Source organism: Streptomyces sp. cg36 (assembly GCF_041080675.1).
In the GTDB taxonomy this organism is placed as follows: Bacteria; Actinomycetota; Actinomycetes; order Streptomycetales; family Streptomycetaceae; genus Streptomyces.
On sequence record NZ_CP163520.1, the window covers coordinates 6823730 to 6842442 of the forward strand.

Consider the following 18713-nt stretch of genomic DNA (forward strand, 5'->3'; position numbering starts at 1 on the left):
CGACCGGTTTCCAGGATGCGGGACGGAGCAGGCGGGATACGGGATACGGGATACGGGATGGAGCATGCGGGCCGGGGCCGGGGCCGGGGTCGGCGGGTGACCGGCTCTCGGCGGCCCACCCCGCCCCACTCGTACGCGCCCACTCGCGACCCGTACGCGCCTACCTGTGCACGCCCACCCGTGCCCCGCACGCGCCTACTCGTGCGCGATCGCCGTCAGGACGTTCATCCGTGAGGCGCGCAGTGCGGGCAGCAGTGCCGCCAGCAGGCCCACCGCCACTGCTCCGACCGCGACCGCGATCACCGTGGACCACGGCACGGCGAACGCCTTGAGCCCCTGCAGCGCCAGCACCTGCTGGATGCCCACCCCCCACACCATGCCCAGCACCAGCCCCAGCAGCGCGCCGAACACCGCGATCACCACCGACTCCAGCCGGATCATGCGCCGCAGTTGAACGCGGGACAGCCCGACCGCCCGCAGCAGCCCGATCTCCCGGGTGCGCTCCACCACCGACAGGGCCAGCGTGTTCACCACGCCGAGCACCGCGATGACGACGGCGAGCCCGAGCAGCGCGTACACCAGGTACAGCATTACGGCGATCTGGTCGCGGATCAGCTTCTTGTAGTCCGCCTGGTCGCGCACCTGCACCTGCGGATAGGCGTCCAGAGCCTTCTTCAGGGCGGCCCGCAGCTGGTCCGGGCCGGTTCCGCCGCCCGCGTCGACGTACACGGCCGCGTCCTGGCCGCCCGGCATGTACCGCTCGACGGTCGCCAGGCCCATGAAGATGCCGCCCTCGATGCCGAAACCGCCCGACTGGTCCATGTCGGTCAGCGCAGCCACCCGCAGCCGGGCCTGGCGTCCGGTCCCGAAAGTGACCGGCAGCGAGTCGCCGAGGCGCACCCGGTGATCGTGCGCGTAGGTGCGGTCCATCGCCAGATTGCCGGGGGCCAGCGCCTCCGCCGAACCGCCCGCCTTGTACGTGAGGTGGGCGACGTCGTCGAGCTGGGGATCGTATCCGGACACCGTGGTCTCGGGCCGTTTGCCGTCGGGCAGGGCCAGGCGGACGGCCGCGAACCGCTGGCGCACCACGGTCTCGGTGCCCTTCACCGCGCGCACCCGGTCGGTGATCTCCCGCGGGAACGGCTGGAAGTTGCTGTTCTGCACGACGAAGTCGGCGCCCAGCGTCTTGTCGATCTGCTGGTCGAACGACTTGGTCATGGAGGCGCTGGCCACCGAGAGCCCCGCGACCAGGGCGATCCCGACCATCAGGGCGGACGCGGTGGCGCCGGTGCGGCGCGGGTTGCGCAGCGCGTTGCGCTGGCTCAGCCTGCCCACCGGACCGTACAGCCGGGGGAAGGCCGCGCCGAGCACCCGGATCACCGGGCGCACCAGGATCGGACCCGCCACCACCGTCGCGGCCAGTGTCAGCAGCACGCCCAGCCCGAGCAGGGACGACGCGGTTGCCGTCCTCGTCGCGGTCACACAGCCGGTGAGCGCCGCCGCCCCGGCCACCGTCAGCACCGTGCCGACGACCGCGCGGATCCGCAACGGCCGCCCCACTCCGCTCACTTCGGCGTCCGCGAGCGCGGCCATCGGGGACACCCGGGCCGCCCGGCGCGCGGGCAGATAGGCGGAGACGAAGGTCACGCCCACGCCCACGGCGTACGCCGCCACCGGCGTGCCCCACGCGACCACCATCTCGGTGGCGTCCAGCCGCATCCCGAACACGCCCATCAGCGCCATCAGCCCGGCCGCCAGGCCGATGCCCGCCGCCAGCCCCAGCGTGGAGCCGACCAGGCCGAGCAGGAGCGCTTCGAGCAGGACCGAGCGCCGCACCTGCCGCCGGTCGGCGCCCAGCGCCCGCAACAGGCCGAGCTCCCGGGTGCGTTGGGCGATCAGCATCGAGAAGGTGTTGACGATGAGGAAGATCCCGACGAGCGTCGCCACCCCGGCGAATCCGAGCATCACGTACTTGGTCACGTCGAGGAACCCGCCGAGCTCGTCGGCGGCGGACTTGGCCTGCTCGGCGGAGGTCTTCAGCTCGTACGAGCCGTCGAGCGCCGCCGCCACGCGCTGCTTCAGCGTCTCGTCGGACACCCCGCGCGCCGCGTCCACCGAGATCGTGGTGGCCGCGTCCGCGCTGCCCAGCAGCCGGGTCTGCGCGGTCGGCGTGTCCAGGAACACCAGCGCCGCACCGGGGTTGGTGGTGGTGAAGGCGGCGATGCCGACCACCTGGACCCGGAAGGAGCCGGGCTGCGCCAGCACGGTCAGCGGGTCGCCCAGGCGGACGTGCTTCTCGTCGGCGGTGTCCTTGTCGATCAGGGCCTCGCCCGGACCGTGCGGGGCGTGGCCGCTCGTCAGCTTCAGCGGACTGCGCTCGGTGACGTACCAGTTGGTGGCGATCGTCGGCGCGCCGCTGGTCGGCCCGACCGTCTTGTTGGCGCGGTCGACGACCGCGATGTTCCGCACGGCCGCGTCGATGTGGGTGGCGGCCACCCCGTCGACGGAGGCGATGCGCGAGGCGAGCGACGCCGGAACCGTACGCGTCACGCCCGAGGGCACCCGCTCGTCGAGGCCCTTGGGCGGCTCGACCGTCAGATCCGCCGACGTCGAGGCGAAGAGCCGGTCGAACGTACGGGCCACCGTGTCCGAGAAGATCAGCGAACCGGCGACGAACGCCACCGAGAGGACCACCGCGAGCGCGGACAGCAGCAGCCGGCCCTTGTGGGCGAGGAAGCTGCGCAACGTCGCCTTCAGCACGGCGGCTCAGCCCTTGCGCAGGGAGTCGACGCCGGGGGCACCCGCTTCGCCGCCTCCGCCGGAGAACAGCCTCAGCCGGTCGAGGACCGCCTCCGCCGTCGGGCCGCGCATCTCGTCGACGATCCGCCCGTCGGCCAGGAACAGCACCAGATCGGCCCGGCTCGCCGCGACCGGGTCGTGGGTGACCATGACCACCGTCTGGCCGAGGCCGTCCACGGCCTCCCGCAGGAAGGTGAGCACTTCGGCGCCCGCCCGGGAGTCCAGATTGCCGGTCGGCTCGTCAGCGAAGATCAACTCGGGGCGGGAGGCCAGCGCGCGGGCGCACGCCACCCGCTGCTGCTGCCCGCCGGAGAGCTGGGCCGGCCGGTGCTTCAGCCGGTCGCGCAGCCCGAGCGTGTCGATGACCCGGTCCAGCCACTCCCGGTCGGGCGCCCGGCCCGCGATGTCCATCGGCAGCGTGATGTTCTCGGCGGCGGTCAGCGTCGGCAGCAGATTGAACGCCTGGAACATAAAGCCGATCCGGTCCCGCCGCAGCCGGGTCAGCTCGCGCTCCTTCAGCCCGGTGATCTCGGTGTCGCCCAGCCACACCTGGCCCGCCGACACCGTGTCGAGCCCGGCGAGGCAGTGCATCAGCGTCGACTTGCCCGAACCCGACGGGCCCATGACGGCGGTGAACCGGCCGCGCGCGATGTCCACGTCGACGGAGTCGAGCGCCAGGACCGCCGTCTCGCCCGTCCCGTACGCCTTGGTCAGCGCCCGGGCCCGCGCGGCGACCCCTTCCGTTGCCGCTGTGGCCGCTGCAGCTGTGGACAAGGCCGCCTCCCGGGTCGTGGCGTTCTGGCTGTACCGACTCCCGTACGGCATACGAGAGTAGAGGCGGCGGCGGCCCGCGGCCATCCGGCCGACGGGGGAGTTCAGCCGAGGTCCGGCCGTCGCGCCGTGCCCAGGACACAGGGCGAGGACGGGAACCGCACGCCCTTCTCGGGAACGCGCAGCCGCCGGAACTCCACCAGGTCGAAGCCCGCCGCCTCGATCGCCGCCAAGGGATCGCGCCAGGTGTGGCACCCGCCGAACAGCACCGGCCACAATGTGCGGTCCGCCCCGCGCTGGACCGCCGACAGCACCCGTCCCTCGGCCCGGCCGTGCTCGAAGAACCGCAGCTCACCGCCGGGGCGCAGCACGCGGTGGATCTCCGCGAGGGAGCGCGACACCTCGCGTACGGAACACAGCACCAGCGAGACCACCGCCGCGTCGAACGCCTCGCTCTTCACCGGCAGCGCCTCGGCCGCCCCCGGCACCACGTCCACCGGCACGTCGGTACGCAGCGCGGCGCGGACGGCGAGCCTGCGCAGCCCGCGCTCGGGCTCGATCGCCACGACCTCGCTGACCCCGCCCGGATAGTGCGGGAAGTTGAGGCCGTTGCCCGCGCCGATCTCGATGACGCGGCCCGAAAGGCCGCTCAGCAGCTCGCTGCGGAGGGCGTACACGCCTGCCCGGTGGTCGACCTTCTCGCTGAAGCGGCCGTAGAAGCGGGCGAACAGCGGATGGTGAACGGCGTCCGGGGCGATCTTGGCACGCTGCTCCATGGGGGACCCTCCAAGGCCGGGCGGAGAACGGGCGAACGGACAACGGGATTGTCCCCGCCCCGACGCGCTGTCACCCGTCCCCATGGTGTTGCCCGGCTGGGGGTGATCACTTGTTGTCAGCTGATATCTGATAGCTGATAACCGTCAGCTGCCCGCGCACAACTGTCAGCCGTCAGCCGTCAGCTGCCCGCGCACAACTGTCAGCCGTCAGCCGTCAGCTGCCCGCGCACAACTGTCAGCTGCCAGCTGCCCGCCCACAGCCGTCAGCTGTCAGCCGCCGCCCCACACCCGTCAACGGTCAGCCATCAGCTGACACCCCGCACCCCTCACCCTTCACCCCACCACGAAACAGAACTCGTTCCCCTCCGGGTCGCGCATGACCTGGAAGGTGCCCTGGGGGTCCTGTACCGGCGTGCCCACGGCCGTCGCTCCGAGGCGGACCGCTGCGGCGCGGGCGCGGGTCACGTCCTCCACGGTGAGGTCGAGGTGCAGCCGGTTCTTGCCCGCCTTGCCCTCCGGCACCCGCTGGAAGGCCAGCCGGGCCGTGCCGGGCGGGTCGAGATGGGCCCAGCCCGCGTCCCGCACCACCGGCGTACCGCCCAGCAGCGCCGCCCAGAACCGCGCGAGGCGGTCCGGGGCGGCGCAGTCGACCACGAGCTGGCGCAGCCGTGCCCGTACGACCGCCATCACCGGCTCCAGCCGCCGCCGAGCTCCGGCCCGAGCCAACTCGGCGCCGCCGCGCGGAAGTCGGCGGCCGGAAGCCGGCCCGCGCCCTCCGGCACCACGCCGACCAGCGGCGATCCGGCCGATTCCGGCAGGTCCGCGAGGTTGCAGAGCGAGGCCAGGTCCGGCTCGGCGGGCCAGCTGCCGACGACCAGGCCCGCGCACTCAAGGCCCCGGGCGCGCAGTGCCTCGCCGGTGAGGGCCGCCATGTTGAGCGTGCCGAGTCCGGCCGGGGTCACGACCAGGACGGGTGCGCCGAGCAGCCGCGCCGCGTCGGCGAGCGTGCCGCCCGCGGCGTCGAGGCGGACCAGGAGGCCGCCCGCGCCCTCCACCAGCACCAGGTCGTGCTCGGTGGCGAGCTTCGCGGCGGCCTTGGCCACGTCCTCGGGGTGCACCGGGGTCATCCCGGCCCGCCGGGCCGCCGTGTCGGGGGCCAACGGCTCGGGGAAGCGGGCGAGTTCGAGGCCGGTGACGTCGTCGCCCGCCAGGCGCCGCACCTCCGCGACGTCGCCGGGCTCGCCGGGGGCGACGCCCGTCTGGGCGGGCTTGAGGACGGCCACCGAGCGTCCGGCGGCGCGTGCCACCGCGGCGACGGCCGCCGTGACGACCGTCTTGCCGATCTCCGTTCCCGTACCGCTCACGACCAGTACCGTCATCTCAGCCCTCCCGTGCCGCCGCGCCCACCGCTCGGCAGATGCGCGCCAGATCCTCGTCGTCGGTCACGTACGGCGGCATCGTGTAGACGAGGTCGCGGAACGGGCGCAGCCACACGCCCTCGCGCACCGCCGCCCGGGTCGCGGCCGCCATGTCCACCTCGTGGTCGAGCTGGACGACGCCGATGCCGCCGAGTACGCGTACGTCCCGCACGCCCGGGGCTCCGGAGTACTCGCCGAGCCCTTGGCGCATACCCGTCTCCAGGCGCTTGACCTCACCCTGCCAGTCCTGGGACAGCAGCAGTTCGATCGAAGCGCAGGCGACGGCGGCGGCCAGCGGGTTGGCCATGTACGTCGGGCCGTGCGCGAGGACCGGGACCTCGCCAGAGGAGATGCCCTCGGCGACCCGGGTCGTGCACAGCGTCGCGGCCATCGACAGATAGCCGCCGGTCATCGCCTTGCCCACGCACAGCACGTCCGGCGAGACGGCGGCGTGTTCGGAGGCGAAGAGGGTGCCGGTGCGGCCGAAGCCGGTGGCGATCTCGTCGAAGACCAGCAGCACGTCGTGCTCGTCGCACAGCTCGCGCAGCACCCGCAGATAGCCGGGGGAGTGGAACCGCATCCCGCCCGCGTTCTGCACCACCGGCTCGACGATCACCGCCGCCACCTCGTGGGCGTGCCGGGCGAGGGTCTCGCGCAGCCGGCGTACGTACGCCTCGTCCGGCTCCGCGTCGTACCCGGTCGGGGGCGCGTCCACGAAGACCTGCTCCGGCAGCCTGCCGGACCACAGCGCGTGCATGCCGCCGTCCGGGTCGCAGACCGACATCGGCTGCCAGGTGTCGCCGTGGTAGCCGCCGCGCCAGGTCAGCAGCCGCTGCTTGGCGGGCCGCCCGACCGACTTCCAGTACTGCAGGCACATCTTGATGGCGACCTCGACCGAGACCGAGCCGGAGTCGCTGAGGAAGACGTGCTGGAGCGGCTCGGGGGTGATCTCGACGAGCTTGACGCAGAGCCGCACGGCGGGCTCGTGGGTGAGCCCGCCGAACATCACATGGCTCATCCGGTCCAGCTGGCCGTGTGCGGCGGCGTTGAGGACCGGGTGGTTGTAGCCGTGCAGCGCCGACCACCACGACGCCATGCCGTCGACGAGCTCGCGCTGCCCGTGCGCCTCCTCGGCGAGCCGCAGCCGGACCCCGGACGCGGACTCCACGACCAGCGGTTCCTGGCGGCCCGGCATCGGGCCGTAGGGGTGCCAGACGTGCTGCCGGTCCAGGGCGCGCAGCTCGGTGACGCCGTAACCGGGGTCAGGCATTGGGGGCGAGGTCCGTTCCGGCGCCCCGGCGGCGCACGGCGACCAGGTCCGTGCGGGCCTCGGGGACCTCGGTGGCGGCGGCCGGGGCCGGGGCGGACTGGCCGCACGGGCCGCAGCCCGCGCCCTCGGCGTGCGCACCGCAGGCGCCGCCCTCGTGGGAGCCGCAGCCGCCGGCCGCGTGCGAGCCGCAGCCCGCGCCGGCCAGGGCGTCGGCGCGGTGCTCGGGGAGCGTGGTCGTGCCCGCGCCCTCCACCTCGAACCCGGCGTCCGCGATCATCTCCAGGTCGGCCTTGCCCTCCTGGCCCTCACTGGTGAGGTAGTCGCCGAGGAAGATCGAGTTGACCAGGTTCAGGGCCAGCGGCTGCATCGTGCGCAGATGCACCTCGCGCCCGCCCGCGAGCCGCACCTCGACGTCCGGGCAGACGAACCGGACCATCGCGAGGATGCGCAGACAGCGCTGCGGGGTGAGGTTCCACTCCTTGGCGAGCGGGGTGCCCTCGAACGGGATGAGGAAGTTGACCGGGACCGAGTCCGGGTCCAGCTCGCGCAGCGCGAAGACCACGTCGACCAGGTCCTCGTCGCTCTCGCCCATGCCCGCGATCAGACCGGAGCAGGCGGAGAGCCCGGCGCCGTGCGCCTTCTGCACGGTGTCCACGCGGTCGGCGTAGGTGTGGGTGGTCGTGATGTCCCCGTACGTCCCCTCGGACGTGTTGAGGTTGTGGTTGTACGCGTCGGCGCCGGCCGCGCGCAGCCGCTCGGCCTGGCCGTCCGAGAGCAGACCGAGGCAGGCGCACACCTCGACGCCCTCGTTCTGCTCCTTGATGGCCTCGATGGTCTGCGAGACCCGGTCCACGTCGCGGTCGGTCGGCCCCCGGCCGCTCGCCACCAGGCAGACCCGCTTGGCGCCGCCCGCGACACCGGCGGCGGCGGCCTTGGACGCCTCGTCCGGCTTCAGCCAGGTGTACTTGAGGATCTCGGCCTTGGAGCCGAGGCGCTGCGAGCAGTACGAGCAGTCCTCCGGGCACAGCCCCGACTTCAGGTTCACCAGGTAGTTCAGCTTCACCCGGCGCCCGAACCACTGACGGCGCACCTTGCCGGCCGCGGCCACCACGTCGAGCAGTTCCTCGTCGGAGGTCGCCAGTACGGCGAGCGCCTCTTCACGGCTCGGCAGCTCGCGCCGCAGCCCCTTGTCCACCAGCGTGTTCAGCAGGTCCATGGCGCCGATCCTTGCCCAAGACCCCGCTTCCAGCCAAGGAGGGATCGTACAACTGCGCTCCTCGAAGGTGTGTGTATTGCCACACCCTGACCTCGCCCGCGCCGGAATAGGGTCTGTGCGCTGCCTACAAAAGGGATCTCCACCATGCCCCGAGCGCCATTCGACTGGATCGACGGAGCGACCGAGCGGCGCGAGCGCGCCGGTCTCGTACGGGTGCTCCGGCCGCGCGCGGCCGACCAGGACCTGCTCGACCTGGCCGGCAACGACTACCTCGGGCTGACCCGCCACCCGGCGGTCACCGAAGGCGCGGCCGGGGCGGCCCGCCGCTGGGGCGCGGGCGCCACCGGCTCCCGTCTGGTCACCGGCACCACGGCGCTCCACACCGAGCTGGAGGAGTCCCTCGCCCGGTTCTGCGGCTTCGAGGCGGCGCTGGTCTTCTCCTCGGGGTACGCGGCGAACCTGGCGGCGCTGACCGCGCTCGGCGAGCGGGACTCGCTGATCGTGTCCGACGCGGGCAACCACGCCTCCATCGTCGACGGCTGCCGGCTCTCGCGCGCGGCCACGGCGGTGGTCCCGCACGCGGACCCGGAGGCGGTGCGCAAGGCGCTGGACGCCCACGACGGGGCGGCGCTGGTGGTGAGCGACTCGGTGTTCTCGGTGGACGGGGACGCGGCCCCGCTGGGCGCGCTCGCCGCCGCCTGCCGGGAGTTCGGCGCGGCCCTGGTGGTGGACGACGCGCACGGGCTCGGGGTGCTGGGCGAGGGCGGGCGGGGCGCGCCGCACGCGGCCGGGCTCGCGGGCGACGGCGACGTGGTCGCCACCGTGACCCTGTCGAAGTCGCTGGGCAGCCAGGGCGGGGCGGTGCTGGGCCCGGAGCGGGTGATCCGGCACCTGGTCAACGCGGCCCGTACGTTCATCTTCGACACGGGGCTCGCGCCCGCGTCGGTGGGCGGGGCGCTGGCGGCGCTGCGGCTGATCGAGGCGGAGCCGCAGCGGGCGGGCCGGGCCCGCGCGGTGGCGGCCGAGCTGTACGCGCGGCTGACGGCGGCGGGGCTGACGGCGGCGCGCCCGGACGCCGCCGTGGTCTCGGTGCGGGCGCCCTCGCCGGAGCAGGCGGTGCAGTGGGCGGCGCGGTGCCGCGGGGCGGGGCTCGCGGTGGGGTGCTTCCGTCCGCCGTCGGTGCCGGACGGGATCTCCCGGCTGCGGCTGACCGCCCGGGCGGACTTGACGGGCAGTCAGATCGACTGGGCGGTGGACACGGTCCTGCGGACCGCGCCCACCGTGTAGTCCCCCGTTGGGCGTACTCAACTCCTGCTGTCGGGCGCCTCGTTGAGCTCGACGGACAGGCCGGAAAGGAAGCTGTGCCAGGCCCGCGCTCCGAAGAGCAGCGCGGGGCCGGCGGTCCGCTTGGAGTCGCGGACGGCCAGCAGTGCGGCGTCGAGGAATGCGGCCTCGACGCAATTGTTCATTCCTGTACTACGGCTGCTGCGCCGCCATTGCGCGCCTTCCAGAGAAGTGCTGGAAGGTACATGCGCGGGGGGTGCGGGCATCATGCCTCCCTTACACGCCGTCAGCCATCCCGGCGATGAGATTCAATGAGTGCTGGAACGAAAGGGCCTGCGCCTCGACCGTATGGAACGCGGCGCTGTACGCCTCAAGGTCTTCTCTCCGTTCGAGATAGAGGCTACTCGTCAAGTGGTCGATAACCACAACGTCCAGATCAGAAATGTGCGGAAAAGAGAAGATAATGAAAGGGCCGGTGAGCCCGATATGGCCACCGCTGCTGAAAGGCAGCACCCGCAGCCGCACCTGCGGCAGCCGGGCCACTTCGGCGAGATGGCGCAACTGCCGCCGCATCACGGCCGCCCCGCCCACCGCGCGGTGCAGCGCCGCCTCGTCCACCACCGCGCTCAGCTCCAGCGGCGGATCCGCCCGCAGCACCTCCTGGCGCGCCAGCCGAACCTCCACCAGTGAGTCCACCCGCGCCGCGTCGAGATGGCCGAGAGCCGCCCGGGTGACCGCGCGCGCGTACTCGGGCGTCTGGAGCAGCCCGGGCACCACCGACGTCTCCAGGGTGCGCGCGGCCGACGCCTGGGACTCCAGGCTGATGAAGTCCCGGTACTGCGGCGGCAGCAGCCCGCGGTAGGCGTGCCACCACTGGCCGCCCCGGCCGTCGGCCGAGCCCGCGAGCGCCTCCAGGAGCGCCCGCAGCGCCGGGTCGGCGACCCCGTACACCGCGAGCAGCCGGGTCACGTCGGCGGGCCGCACCCCGCTGCGGCCGGTCTCGATCCGGCTCACCTTGGACTGGTGCCAGCCCAGTTGCCGGGCCACCTCGCCGCTGGTGAGGGCGGCGGCGCAGCGCAGCCTCCGCAGTTCCTCGCCGAGTTTGCGGCGGCGTACCGCGGGGCCGTGCCACATGAGTCTCTCCTCCCACCCGGCCGGGATTCGGGTGATGGGCAAGTGTGGCTCCCAAATACGGTCCTTCGTCGCAGAGTTCACCGCTTTGAGCGACAGATATATGCATATCTCGGTGGATCCGCGCATCGAGCGGCACGATGAGTGGCACTCTGGCGCGAAGCACAAGTCCGGGTCGTCCTCGCGTTCGTCCCGCTCGCCGCGCGACGGGCGGGCCGGCCCGGGTGGGAAAGGGACAGCGTCGCCATGGCAGACCACCACGAATCAACCGTCACTCTGCCGAGCGATCCCGCCTCGGTCTCCGCCGCCCGCAGACACGTCGCCGGAGTGCTCGTCGAGTGGGGTCTGCCGGCAGGTGGCGAAACCGCCGATACGATCCGCCTGATCGTCTCGGAGCTCGCGACCAACGCCGTGCAGCACACCCTGGGCCAGTCGCCGACGTTCACGGTGGAGCTGCGTCTGGAGCGCGACGAGCAGCTCCACATCGGGGTCACGGACAGCCATCCGCGCTGGCCGAAACGGCTTCCCGCCGCGGTCCAGCAGGACAACGGGCGGGGCATGGTGATCATTCGCTGGCTGGCCGCCGAGTGCGGCGGCCGGCTCTCGGTGACGCCCACCCCCGACGGGGGCAAGACCGTCTGGATCGAGCTGCCCTGGACGGCGCCGGTCCAGAGCTGAGCCGGGTCCTCCCGCGCGCGGGCGCCCGCGCCCGGGAGGACCCCCTGTGCCGGTCGCGCGGGTCAGCGCACGCGCCCGTACCAGACGCTCTTGGACCAGATCTTCTCCAGCTTGACCACGGAACCGGTCTTGGGGGAGTGCCAGATCTTGTTCTCGCCGGCGTAGATCCCGACGTGGTACACGTTCGAGCCGGAGTGGAAGAACACGAGGTCGCCGCGCTGGCGGGCGGACGACGAGACGTGGCGGGTGCTGTTGTACTGCTGCTGCGTGGTGCGCGGCAGCTTCTTGCCCGCCTTCTGGAACGAGTAGAGGGTGAGCCCCGAGCAGTCGAACCGGTACGGGCCGGTGGCGCCGTACTTGTAAGGCGATCCCTTCTTGGACGCGGCGACATTGAGCGCCTTCGTCGCGAGTGTCGCGGCGCTCGCCTCGCTGCTGGCGCCCGGCGCCAGCAGGGTGCCGCCGACGGCGGCGAGGGTGAGGGCGGAGACCGCGCCGACACGGGTCAGCAGGGACGGGACATGATTCTGCGCAGTCATGCGCAACCCTTCGTCAAACCGCCTGCGAAGGATGACCTGTCGGGTTCGGACTGGCGAAGATGCCCGGCCGCTCTCGCGGCTTCACCCCAAGGGCCTCCCGGTCTCCCGGTGGGCCCGCCGTGCTTGGGTCCTCCACTCCTGCCGATCCACTCAGTCGACCAGTCATCCGGGTGCGGCGGCAGGACTCGGCGTCCGCCCGGACCGCCCCGCCGCGGTGGCGGGGGCTTGTCGTCGGAAGGGATCTTGACCCAAAAGGTGTCGGATTTCCGAGCCGAAACAGTGTTTTGTGAGGCTCCTCACGACTGACCCGTTCGGGTGGACAGGGAAGTTTCGGCACTTCTGACAGGGCCTTTGACCAGCGGTGGAACGATTCATTCCGCTGGCTCGTACGCGTGCGGAGCAGTACGGGCGGTACGTCGTTCGGACGATCGGATCGTCCGAACGTGGGACACCGACTCGTACCAACGCGGGGGGCGCCCGGGCGTCCGCGCGCTCACCCTGGGCCGGGCGGCGGCATCGTCAGACGGCCCGCCCTGCGCTCCCCGTCGAGGACGCGCAGCGCCCGCGCCAGCGTCTCGGAGTGCAGCTCCGACTCGCCGCGCAGATGCATGGTCGTCAGCGCGTCCCGCAGCGCCACCGCCCGCCCGACCAGGGCCTGTGCCGCCCGCAGCGCGCCGTAGGTGTCCCGGTGCCGGGCGGGGTTGACGCGGCCCAGCTTGTCCAGCGCGTCCAGATACGCGTCGATCAGCTCGCCCTCGGCGCGGGTCAGCGCGGGCAGCGGTGGCAGTTCGGGGATCACCGGTACTGCCTCCTCGGCCCGGACAGCGGGGTCTTGCGGCTGGTCACGACGTGGTCGACCAGGCCGTAGGCGAGCGCCGCCGGGGCGTCCAGGATGGTGTCCCGCTCGATGTCGGCGCCGATCCGCTCGGTGGACTGCCCGGTGTGCCGTGCCAGCAGCTCCGTCAGCAGTGCCCGGCCGCGCTGGAGTTCCCTCGCCTGGATCTCCAGATCGGAGGGCTGGCCGCGCAGCGGCTCCTCGATCGAGGGCTGGTGGACGAGCACCCGCGCGCCGGGGAGTGCGAGCCGCTTGCCCGGCGTGCCCGCGGCCAGCAGTACCGCGGCGGCCGAGGCGGCCTGCCCGATGCACACCGTCTCCACGTCGCAGGCGACGAACCGGATCGTGTCGTAGATGGCCGTCATCGCGGTGAGCGAGCCGCCGGGGGAGTTGATGTAGAGCGAGATGTCCCGGTCCGGGTCGGCGTGCTCCAGGTGCATGAACTGGGCCATCAGATCGTTGGCGGAGGTGTCGTCGACGGGAGTACCGAGGATGACGATCCGCTCTTCGAGCAGCTTGCCGTAGGGGTCGAGGGTGCGGACCCCGGTGGAGGTGCGTTCGGAGAACTCGGGCAGGACGTGGCGGGCGGACGGGCCGTGCATGGCGGACCCCTTCTCGTACGGATGGCCCTGCTGGGCGCATCGGTCGACTGCCTCTGTAAAAAATGTACAGGACGTACAGGCCGTTATGATGGGGAGCATGGCCCATGAGATTCCGGTGACGCAAGCCCGAGCTGAGCTCGCCGAGCTGATCAACCGCGTGGTGTACGGCGGCGAGCGGGTCGTGCTGACCCGGCACGGCAAGCCGCTCGTCGCCCTGGTGTCCGCCGCTGACCTGGAGCGACTCGAAGGAGCGGCGCAGGCGGCCGAGGAGCAGGTGATCAGTACGGTGACCTCGGTGCGCCCGGCCGTGTCCGCTCCCGGCGAACGGAGCCGGTTCGGCATCGCCGCCGAGCACCGGCAGCCGCCGATGGGGGGCTGATCCGCCCCCGCGCCCCGCTGTCGCGCTCGCCCGCGATCGGCGGCCGTGGCGTCCGCGCGCGATCGATGCATTGGCCATGGATATGCAAAGCGTCAGTTAACGAGCCGGAAAAACTTCCGCCGTAACGTGCAATGCCTCGCTGCGGACCCCTGAACCGCAGGTCAACAGAGTGTTGAACTCGGATAGGGTCCCGCAGCGTCGAGACGGGATTCTCCCGTTCCGGGCACGACTGTGAGGTGGGAAGCGTGCAACTGACGCCGCACGAGCAGGAGAGACTGCTCATCCATGTGGCCGCGGACGTGGCGGAGAAGCGCCGGGCGCGCGGGGTGAGGCTCAACCACCCCGAAGCCGTCGCACTGATCACCTCGCACGTGCTCGAAGGCGCGCGCGACGGCCGGACCGTGGCCGAACTGATGGACTCCGGCCGCAAGTTGCTCACCCGGGACGACGTCATGCCCGGCATCCCGGAGATGATCCACGACGTCCAGGTCGAGGCGACCTTCCCGGACGGCACCAAGCTCGTCACCGTCCACGAACCCATCGTCTGACGCGGGAGCGGCCCGATGATTCCCGGAGAGATCCTGTTCGCGGACGAGCCCGTGGCCCTCAACGAGGGCCGCGAGGTCACCCGGATCACCGTCCTCAACGCCGCCGACCGGCCCGTCCAGGTCGGCTCGCACTACCACTTCGCCGAGGCCAACCCCGGCCTGGACTTCGACCGCACCGCCGCCCGCGGGCAGCGGCTGAACATCGCAGCGGGCACCGCCGTGCGCTTCGAGCCCGGCATCCCCGTCGACGTCGAACTCGTCCCGATCGGCGGGCTGCGGGTCGTTCCGGGGCTGCGCGGCGAGACCGGAGGACCCCTCGATGACTGACCTCGACCGTGCCGTGTACGCCGACCTGTTCGGCCCCACCACCGGCGACCGCGTCCGGCTCGCCGACACCGCCCTCCTGATCGAGATCGAGGAGGACCGCAGCGGCGGACCCGGACTCGCGGGCGACGAGGCGGTGTTCGGCGGCGGCAAGGTGATCCGCGAGTCCATGGGACAGGCCCGCACCACCCGCGCCGAGGGCGCCCCCGACACCGTGATCACCGGTGTGGTGGTCCTGGACCACTGGGGCGTCGTCAAGGCCGACGTCGGCATCCGCGACGGCCGGATCACCGCGCTGGGCAAGGCGGGCAACCCCGACACCATGGACGGGGTCCACCCGGACCTGGTCATCGGCCCCGAGACCGAGATCATCGCGGGCAACGGCAAGATCCTCACGGCCGGCGCGGTGGACACCCACGTCCACTTCATCTCGCCGACCCTGATCGACCAGGCCCTCTCCTCGGGCATCACCACCCTGGTCGGCGGCGGCACCGGCCCCGCCGAGGGCACCAAGGCCACCACCGTCACCCCCGGCCCCTGGCACCTGGCCCGGATGTTCGCGGCCCTGGAGAACGCGCCCGTCAACATCGGTCTGCTCGGCAAGGGCAACACCATGTCGCGCGAGGCCATGCACTCCCAGCTGCGCGGCGGCGCCCTCGGCTTCAAGATCCACGAGGACTGGGGCGCGACCCCGGCCGTCATCGACGCCTGTCTGAGCGTCTGCGACGAGACCGGCGCCCAACTCGCCATCCACACCGACACGTTGAACGAGGCCGGCTTCGTCGGCGACACCCTCGCCGCGATCGCGGGCCGCTCCATCCACGCGTACCACACCGAGGGCGCGGGCGGCGGTCACGCGCCGGACATCATCACCGTGGTCTCCGAGCCGTACGTCCTGCCCAGCTCCACCAATCCGACCCGGCCGCACACCGTCAACACCGTCGAGGAGCACCTCGACATGCTGATGGTCTGTCACCACCTCAACCCGGCCGTGCCCGAGGACCTGGCGTTCGCCGAGTCCCGCATCCGGCCCTCGACCATCGCCGCCGAGGACGTCCTGCACGACCTCGGCGCCATCTCGATCCTCTCCTCCGACTCCCAGGCGATGGGCCGCATCGGCGAGGTGATCCTGCGCACCTGGCAGACCGCGCACGTGATGAAGGTCCGCCGGGGCGCCCTCGCGGGCGACGGGCGCGCCGACAACCACCGGGCCCGCCGCTATGTCGCCAAGTACACGATCAACCCGGCGGTCGCCCAGGGCCTGGACGGCGAGATCGGCTCGGTCGAGCCGGGCAAGCTCGCCGACCTGGTGCTGTGGGAGCCCGCGTTCTTCGGGGTCAAGCCGCAGCTCGTCCTCAAGGGCGGCCAGATCGCGTACGCGCAGATGGGTGACGCCAACGCGTCCATCCCCACCCCGCAGCCGGTCCTGCCGCGCCCGATGTTCGGCGCGTACGGCAAGGCCCCGGCGGGCAACTCGGTCAACTTCGTCTCGCAGGCCGCGCTGGAGGACTCGCTGCCCGAACGGCTGGGCCTGGACAAGGAGTTCGTCGCCATCAGGAGCACCCGGCGGGTGGGCAAGGCCGACATGCGCGAGAACGACGCCCGGCCCGACGTCCGGGTCGACCCGGACACCTTCACCGTGACCATCGACGGCGAGGTGGTGGAGCCCGCGCCCGCCGCCGAACTGCCCATGGCCCAGCGGTACTTCCTCTTCTGAGCACCCCTTTGAGATCGGTCGGCACATGACTCGCGCAGCCCTGCTCGTCCTCGCCGACGGCCGCTTCCCGGCCGGCGGCCACGCCCACTCGGGAGGTGCCGAAGCCGCCGTACGGGCCGGGCGCGTCCGGGACGCGGACGGTCTGGCGGAGTTCTGCCGGGGGCGGCTGCACACCACGGGCCTGGTCGCCGCCGCGCTCGCCGCGGCGGCGGCCCTCGGCCTCGACCCGCTCGCCCTCGACGGGGCCGCCGACGCGCGCACCCCGTCGCCCGCGCTGCGGGCCACCGCGCGCCGGCTCGGCCGCCAGATGATGCGGGCGGCGCGGGCCACCTGGCCCACCGAGGAGCTGGCCGCGCTCGCGGCGGCCCGCCCGCGCGGGGCCCATCAGCCGGTCGTGCTCGGGCTCGCCGCGCGCGCGGCGGGGCTCGGGCCCGAGGACGCTGCGCACTGCGCGGCGTACGAGTGCGTCAGCGGCCCGGCGACCGCGGTCGTGCGGCTGCTGAGCCTCGACCCGTTCGACGCCACGGGCGTGCTCGCCCGGCTGGCGCCCGAACTGGACGCGGTGGCCGCGCGGGCCTCGCGGGCCGCGGCCTCGGCCGCGGTGGAGGGGGTGGACGCGCTGCCCGCCGCCTCGGCGCCGCTGCTGGACGTCCTGGCCGAGGCCCATGCGGCCTGGCCGGTACGGCTGTTCGCGTCCTAGGGCCGGTCGCCGGACGCGCGCCCGCCCGACGAGGCCCGGCGGGCCCCGGCCCGTCGCCGGCGACGCCCTGAAGGCCCCGGCCCGCCCCCATCCGACCACTCCTTCCCGAACCCCGCCGGGGCCCCGCCCCGGGCCCCATCGCCCGGAAAACGGGCTCGTCCTCACACGCCGGACGGGCTGACCCGCCCCCCGGCCCGACAAGTGGAGCCGCCCCATGCACCTCGACCACTCCCACGACGCCCCCGCCGCGGTCAGCGCCGACGCCCACCGGCCCGACGGCACCCGCCGGGCCCTGCGCATCGGCCTCGGCGGGCCCGTGGGCTCCGGCAAGACCGCCACCGTGGCCGCGCTCTGCGGGGTCCTGCGCGAGCGGTACTCCCTCGCCGTCGTCACCAACGACATCTACACGCGCGAGGACGCCGAGTTCCTGCTGCGCAGCGCCGTGCTCCCGCCCGAGCGCATCCAGGCCGTGGAGACCGGCGCCTGCCCGCACACCGCGATCCGGGACGACATCTCCGCCAACCTGGAGGCCGTCGAGGACCTGGAGGACGCGGTCGGGCCGCTCGATCTGATCCTGGTCGAGTCCGGCGGCGACAACCTCACCGCGACCTTCTCCAAGGGCCTGGTCGACGCCCAGATCTTCGTCATCGACGTGGCGGGCGGCGACGACATCCCGCGCAAGGGCGGGCCCGGCGTCACCACGGCCGACCTGCTGGTGGTCAACAAGACCGACCTCGCCCCGTACGTGGGCTCCGACCTGGAGCGGATGGCCCGCGACGCCGAGGAGCAGCGCGGCGCGCTCCCCGTCGTCTTCCAGTCGCTGCGCGCCGAGGGCGGAGTGGACGCGGTGGCGGAGTGGGTGCGCGAGAAGCTCGCCGCGTGGACGCGATGACCCGGGGCGCCGGGGTCCGCGCCACCGCCCAGATCGTCGCCACCCCCGAAGGGCTGCCCGTGCTCGCGGGCGCGGGCCCGCTCGCGCTGCGCCGCACCCGGGCCACCGGGGACCGGCACCGGGTCACCGTCGTCGGGGCGATGAGCGCCCCGCTCGGCGGCGACCGCATCGCGCTGGAGGCCGACGTCCGCGCGGGCACCCGGCTGACCGTGGACTCGGCCGCCGCCACCATCGCCCTGCCCGGCCGCGGCGGCGAGCGGGCGCACTACGACGTACGGCTGAGGGTGGATCAGGACGCCGAGCTGCACTGGCTGCCCGAGCAGCTGATCTCGGCGCACGGCAGCGACCTGCGGATGCGGACCCGGGTGGAGCTCGCGGCCGGGGCGCGGCTGGTGCTGCGCGAGGAGCAGATCCTCGGACGGCACGGCGAGGAGCCCGGCACGCTGGTCACCCGGCTCACCGTGCACCACGCCGGACGCCCCCTGCTGGACCAGGAGCTGGCGTACGGGCCCGGGGCGCCCGGCGGCTGGGACGGCTGCGCGGTGCTGGGCGGACACCGGGCGGTGGGGCAACTCCTGGTGGTCGACCCGGAGTTGGCGGACGAGCCGGTGGCGGCGCGCCCGCTCGGCGAGGGCGCGGTCCGCACCCCGCTCGCCGGACCGGCGTACCTGGTCACGGCCGTCGCGCCGGACGCCCGGCTGCTGCGGCGGGTGCTGGATGAGGCCCTGACCGCTGAGCGGGACCGCTCGTCCCGGCTATCGGTTCGGTAAAGAAACACCAGTACGACCTGGTATCCGGAACCTCACAGGCGCGAGGATCCCCCGAGACCAATGAATT

General features: G+C 73.0%; 21 protein-coding genes and 1 riboswitch. Of the genes, 9 read left to right on the forward strand and 12 right to left on the reverse strand.

The features are described from left to right. Positions 1 to 195 precede the first annotated feature (195 nt). From AB5J87_RS30425 to bioB, 7 genes are all read right to left on the reverse strand, one after another. On the reverse strand, positions 196 to 2760 hold the full coding sequence (locus tag AB5J87_RS30425) for an ABC transporter permease (RefSeq protein WP_369381218.1): 2565 nt from the start codon (positions 2758 to 2760) through the stop codon (positions 196 to 198). A gap of 6 nt (positions 2761 to 2766) precedes the next feature. After that, positions 2767 to 3624: an ABC transporter ATP-binding protein gene (locus tag AB5J87_RS30430; RefSeq protein ID WP_369381221.1), complete on the reverse strand. Its 858-nt coding sequence runs from the start codon at positions 3622 to 3624 to the stop codon at positions 2767 to 2769. A 50-nt stretch (positions 3625 to 3674) separates the two neighbouring features. Continuing rightward, the gene (locus tag AB5J87_RS30435) at positions 3675 to 4346 is read right to left on the reverse strand and encodes a class I SAM-dependent methyltransferase (protein ID WP_369381223.1); all 672 of its coding nucleotides are present in this window, start codon (positions 4344 to 4346) and stop codon (positions 3675 to 3677) included. Between the two features lie 333 nt (positions 4347 to 4679). Continuing rightward, positions 4680 to 5033: a VOC family protein gene (locus tag AB5J87_RS30440; RefSeq protein WP_369381224.1), complete on the reverse strand. Its 354-nt coding sequence runs from the start codon at positions 5031 to 5033 to the stop codon at positions 4680 to 4682. Continuing rightward, positions 5033 to 5725: a dethiobiotin synthase gene (gene bioD / locus AB5J87_RS30445; RefSeq protein WP_369381226.1), complete on the reverse strand. Its 693-nt coding sequence runs from the start codon at positions 5723 to 5725 to the stop codon at positions 5033 to 5035. The genes AB5J87_RS30440 and bioD overlap by 1 nt, the downstream gene beginning before the upstream one ends. A 1-nt stretch (position 5726) precedes the next feature. Next, complete coding sequence (locus tag AB5J87_RS30450) at positions 5727 to 7034, reverse strand: adenosylmethionine--8-amino-7-oxononanoate transaminase (protein WP_369381227.1); 1308 nt, start codon at positions 7032 to 7034, stop codon at positions 5727 to 5729. Further along, a complete protein-coding gene (bioB, locus tag AB5J87_RS30455; RefSeq protein ID WP_369381228.1) occupies positions 7027 to 8250 on the reverse strand; it encodes a biotin synthase BioB in 1224 nt (407 codons plus the stop codon). Before bioB ends, AB5J87_RS30450 begins: the two co-directional genes overlap by 8 nt. Positions 8251 to 8394: 144 nt before the next feature. On the opposite strand from bioB, the gene AB5J87_RS30460 reads away from it, so the two are divergent. Then, the gene (locus AB5J87_RS30460; RefSeq protein ID WP_369381231.1) at positions 8395 to 9537 is read left to right on the forward strand and encodes an 8-amino-7-oxononanoate synthase; all 1143 of its coding nucleotides are present in this window, start codon (positions 8395 to 8397) and stop codon (positions 9535 to 9537) included. 17 nt (positions 9538 to 9554) lie between these two features. Here AB5J87_RS30460 and AB5J87_RS30465 read toward each other — a convergent pair whose 3' ends face one another. After that, on the reverse strand, positions 9555 to 9800 hold the full coding sequence (locus AB5J87_RS30465; RefSeq protein WP_369381232.1) for a DUF397 domain-containing protein: 246 nt from the start codon (positions 9798 to 9800) through the stop codon (positions 9555 to 9557). Positions 9801 to 9810: 10 nt separating this feature from the next. Further along, on the reverse strand, positions 9811 to 10668 hold the full coding sequence (locus AB5J87_RS30470; protein ID WP_369381234.1) for a helix-turn-helix domain-containing protein: 858 nt from the start codon (positions 10666 to 10668) through the stop codon (positions 9811 to 9813). Between the two features lie 243 nt (positions 10669 to 10911). Between AB5J87_RS30470 and AB5J87_RS30475 the strand changes: the two genes are divergently transcribed. Next, positions 10912 to 11343 carry an ATP-binding protein gene (locus tag AB5J87_RS30475; RefSeq protein WP_369381236.1) on the forward strand — a complete coding sequence of 144 codons (432 nt, stop codon included), beginning with the start codon at positions 10912 to 10914 and terminating at the stop codon, positions 11341 to 11343. 62 nt (positions 11344 to 11405) lie between these two features. On the opposite strand, the gene AB5J87_RS30480 is transcribed toward AB5J87_RS30475, so the two are convergent. From AB5J87_RS30480 to AB5J87_RS30490, 3 genes are all read right to left on the reverse strand, one after another. Further along, the gene (locus AB5J87_RS30480; RefSeq protein WP_369381238.1) at positions 11406 to 11879 is read right to left on the reverse strand and encodes a C40 family peptidase; all 474 of its coding nucleotides are present in this window, start codon (positions 11877 to 11879) and stop codon (positions 11406 to 11408) included. A gap of 4 nt (positions 11880 to 11883) precedes the next feature. Further along, a riboswitch (cyclic di-AMP (ydaO/yuaA leader) is annotated at positions 11884 to 12067 on the reverse strand. Between the two features lie 305 nt (positions 12068 to 12372). Beyond that, on the reverse strand, positions 12373 to 12678 hold the full coding sequence (locus AB5J87_RS30485; protein WP_369381240.1) for a hypothetical protein: 306 nt from the start codon (positions 12676 to 12678) through the stop codon (positions 12373 to 12375). Next, positions 12675 to 13316: an ATP-dependent Clp protease proteolytic subunit gene (locus AB5J87_RS30490; protein WP_369381243.1), complete on the reverse strand. Its 642-nt coding sequence runs from the start codon at positions 13314 to 13316 to the stop codon at positions 12675 to 12677. Before AB5J87_RS30490 ends, AB5J87_RS30485 begins: the two co-directional genes overlap by 4 nt. 97 nt (positions 13317 to 13413) lie before the next feature. Here AB5J87_RS30490 and AB5J87_RS30495 point away from each other — a divergent pair, with 97 nt between their 5' ends. The 7 genes from AB5J87_RS30495 (at position 13414) to AB5J87_RS30525 (ending at position 18646) form a co-directional block, all read left to right on the forward strand. Beyond that, a complete protein-coding gene (locus AB5J87_RS30495) occupies positions 13414 to 13695 on the forward strand; it encodes a type II toxin-antitoxin system Phd/YefM family antitoxin (protein ID WP_369381246.1) in 282 nt (93 codons plus the stop codon). A gap of 245 nt (positions 13696 to 13940) precedes the next feature. After that, complete coding sequence (locus AB5J87_RS30500) at positions 13941 to 14243, forward strand: urease subunit gamma (RefSeq protein WP_369381247.1); 303 nt, start codon at positions 13941 to 13943, stop codon at positions 14241 to 14243. 15 nt (positions 14244 to 14258) lie between these two features. Next, a complete protein-coding gene (locus tag AB5J87_RS30505; RefSeq protein ID WP_369381248.1) occupies positions 14259 to 14570 on the forward strand; it encodes an urease subunit beta in 312 nt (103 codons plus the stop codon). After that, the gene (locus tag AB5J87_RS30510) at positions 14563 to 16284 is read left to right on the forward strand and encodes an urease subunit alpha (RefSeq protein ID WP_369381250.1); all 1722 of its coding nucleotides are present in this window, start codon (positions 14563 to 14565) and stop codon (positions 16282 to 16284) included. Before AB5J87_RS30505 ends, AB5J87_RS30510 begins: the two co-directional genes overlap by 8 nt. Before the next feature lie 25 nt (positions 16285 to 16309). After that, entirely contained in the window at positions 16310 to 16984 is a 675-nt protein-coding gene (locus tag AB5J87_RS30515) for an urease accessory protein UreF (RefSeq protein WP_369381251.1), read from the forward strand. Between the two features lie 214 nt (positions 16985 to 17198). Next, positions 17199 to 17876, forward strand: a complete 678-nt coding sequence (ureG, locus tag AB5J87_RS30520; protein ID WP_369381252.1) for an urease accessory protein UreG — start codon at positions 17199 to 17201, stop codon at positions 17874 to 17876. Then, entirely contained in the window at positions 17873 to 18646 is a 774-nt protein-coding gene (locus tag AB5J87_RS30525; protein WP_369383718.1) for an urease accessory protein UreD, read from the forward strand. Before ureG ends, AB5J87_RS30525 begins: the two co-directional genes overlap by 4 nt. Positions 18647 to 18713: the final 67 nt, after the last annotated feature.

What these genes read in the sequence shown, in the direction of transcription:
- AB5J87_RS30430 (WP_369381221.1), bottom strand. Translation starts at nt 3,624, where the DNA reads ATGCCGTACGGGAGTCGGTACAGCCAGAACGCCACGACCCGGGAGGCG.
- AB5J87_RS30435 (WP_369381223.1), bottom strand. Translation starts at nt 4,346, where the DNA reads ATGGAGCAGCGTGCCAAGATCGCCCCGGACGCCGTTCACCATCCGCTG.
- AB5J87_RS30440 (WP_369381224.1), bottom strand. Translation starts at nt 5,033, where the DNA reads ATGGCGGTCGTACGGGCACGGCTGCGCCAGCTCGTGGTCGACTGCGCC.
- bioD (WP_369381226.1), bottom strand. Translation starts at nt 5,725, where the DNA reads ATGACGGTACTGGTCGTGAGCGGTACGGGAACGGAGATCGGCAAGACG.
- AB5J87_RS30450 (WP_369381227.1), bottom strand. Translation starts at nt 7,034, where the DNA reads ATGCCTGACCCCGGTTACGGCGTCACCGAGCTGCGCGCCCTGGACCGG.
- bioB (WP_369381228.1), bottom strand. Translation starts at nt 8,250, where the DNA reads ATGGACCTGCTGAACACGCTGGTGGACAAGGGGCTGCGGCGCGAGCTG.
- AB5J87_RS30460 (WP_369381231.1), top strand. Translation starts at nt 8,395, where the DNA reads ATGCCCCGAGCGCCATTCGACTGGATCGACGGAGCGACCGAGCGGCGC.
- AB5J87_RS30465 (WP_369381232.1), bottom strand. Translation starts at nt 9,800, where the DNA reads ATGCCCGCACCCCCCGCGCATGTACCTTCCAGCACTTCTCTGGAAGGC.
- AB5J87_RS30470 (WP_369381234.1), bottom strand. Translation starts at nt 10,668, where the DNA reads ATGTGGCACGGCCCCGCGGTACGCCGCCGCAAACTCGGCGAGGAACTG.
- AB5J87_RS30475 (WP_369381236.1), top strand. Translation starts at nt 10,912, where the DNA reads ATGGCAGACCACCACGAATCAACCGTCACTCTGCCGAGCGATCCCGCC.
- AB5J87_RS30480 (WP_369381238.1), bottom strand. Translation starts at nt 11,879, where the DNA reads ATGACTGCGCAGAATCATGTCCCGTCCCTGCTGACCCGTGTCGGCGCG.
- AB5J87_RS30490 (WP_369381243.1), bottom strand. Translation starts at nt 13,316, where the DNA reads ATGCACGGCCCGTCCGCCCGCCACGTCCTGCCCGAGTTCTCCGAACGC.
- AB5J87_RS30495 (WP_369381246.1), top strand. Translation starts at nt 13,414, where the DNA reads ATGGCCCATGAGATTCCGGTGACGCAAGCCCGAGCTGAGCTCGCCGAG.
- AB5J87_RS30505 (WP_369381248.1), top strand. Translation starts at nt 14,259, where the DNA reads ATGATTCCCGGAGAGATCCTGTTCGCGGACGAGCCCGTGGCCCTCAAC.
- AB5J87_RS30510 (WP_369381250.1), top strand. Translation starts at nt 14,563, where the DNA reads ATGACTGACCTCGACCGTGCCGTGTACGCCGACCTGTTCGGCCCCACC.
- AB5J87_RS30515 (WP_369381251.1), top strand. Translation starts at nt 16,310, where the DNA reads ATGACTCGCGCAGCCCTGCTCGTCCTCGCCGACGGCCGCTTCCCGGCC.
- ureG (WP_369381252.1), top strand. Translation starts at nt 17,199, where the DNA reads ATGCACCTCGACCACTCCCACGACGCCCCCGCCGCGGTCAGCGCCGAC.
- AB5J87_RS30525 (WP_369383718.1), top strand. Translation starts at nt 17,873, where the DNA reads ATGACCCGGGGCGCCGGGGTCCGCGCCACCGCCCAGATCGTCGCCACC.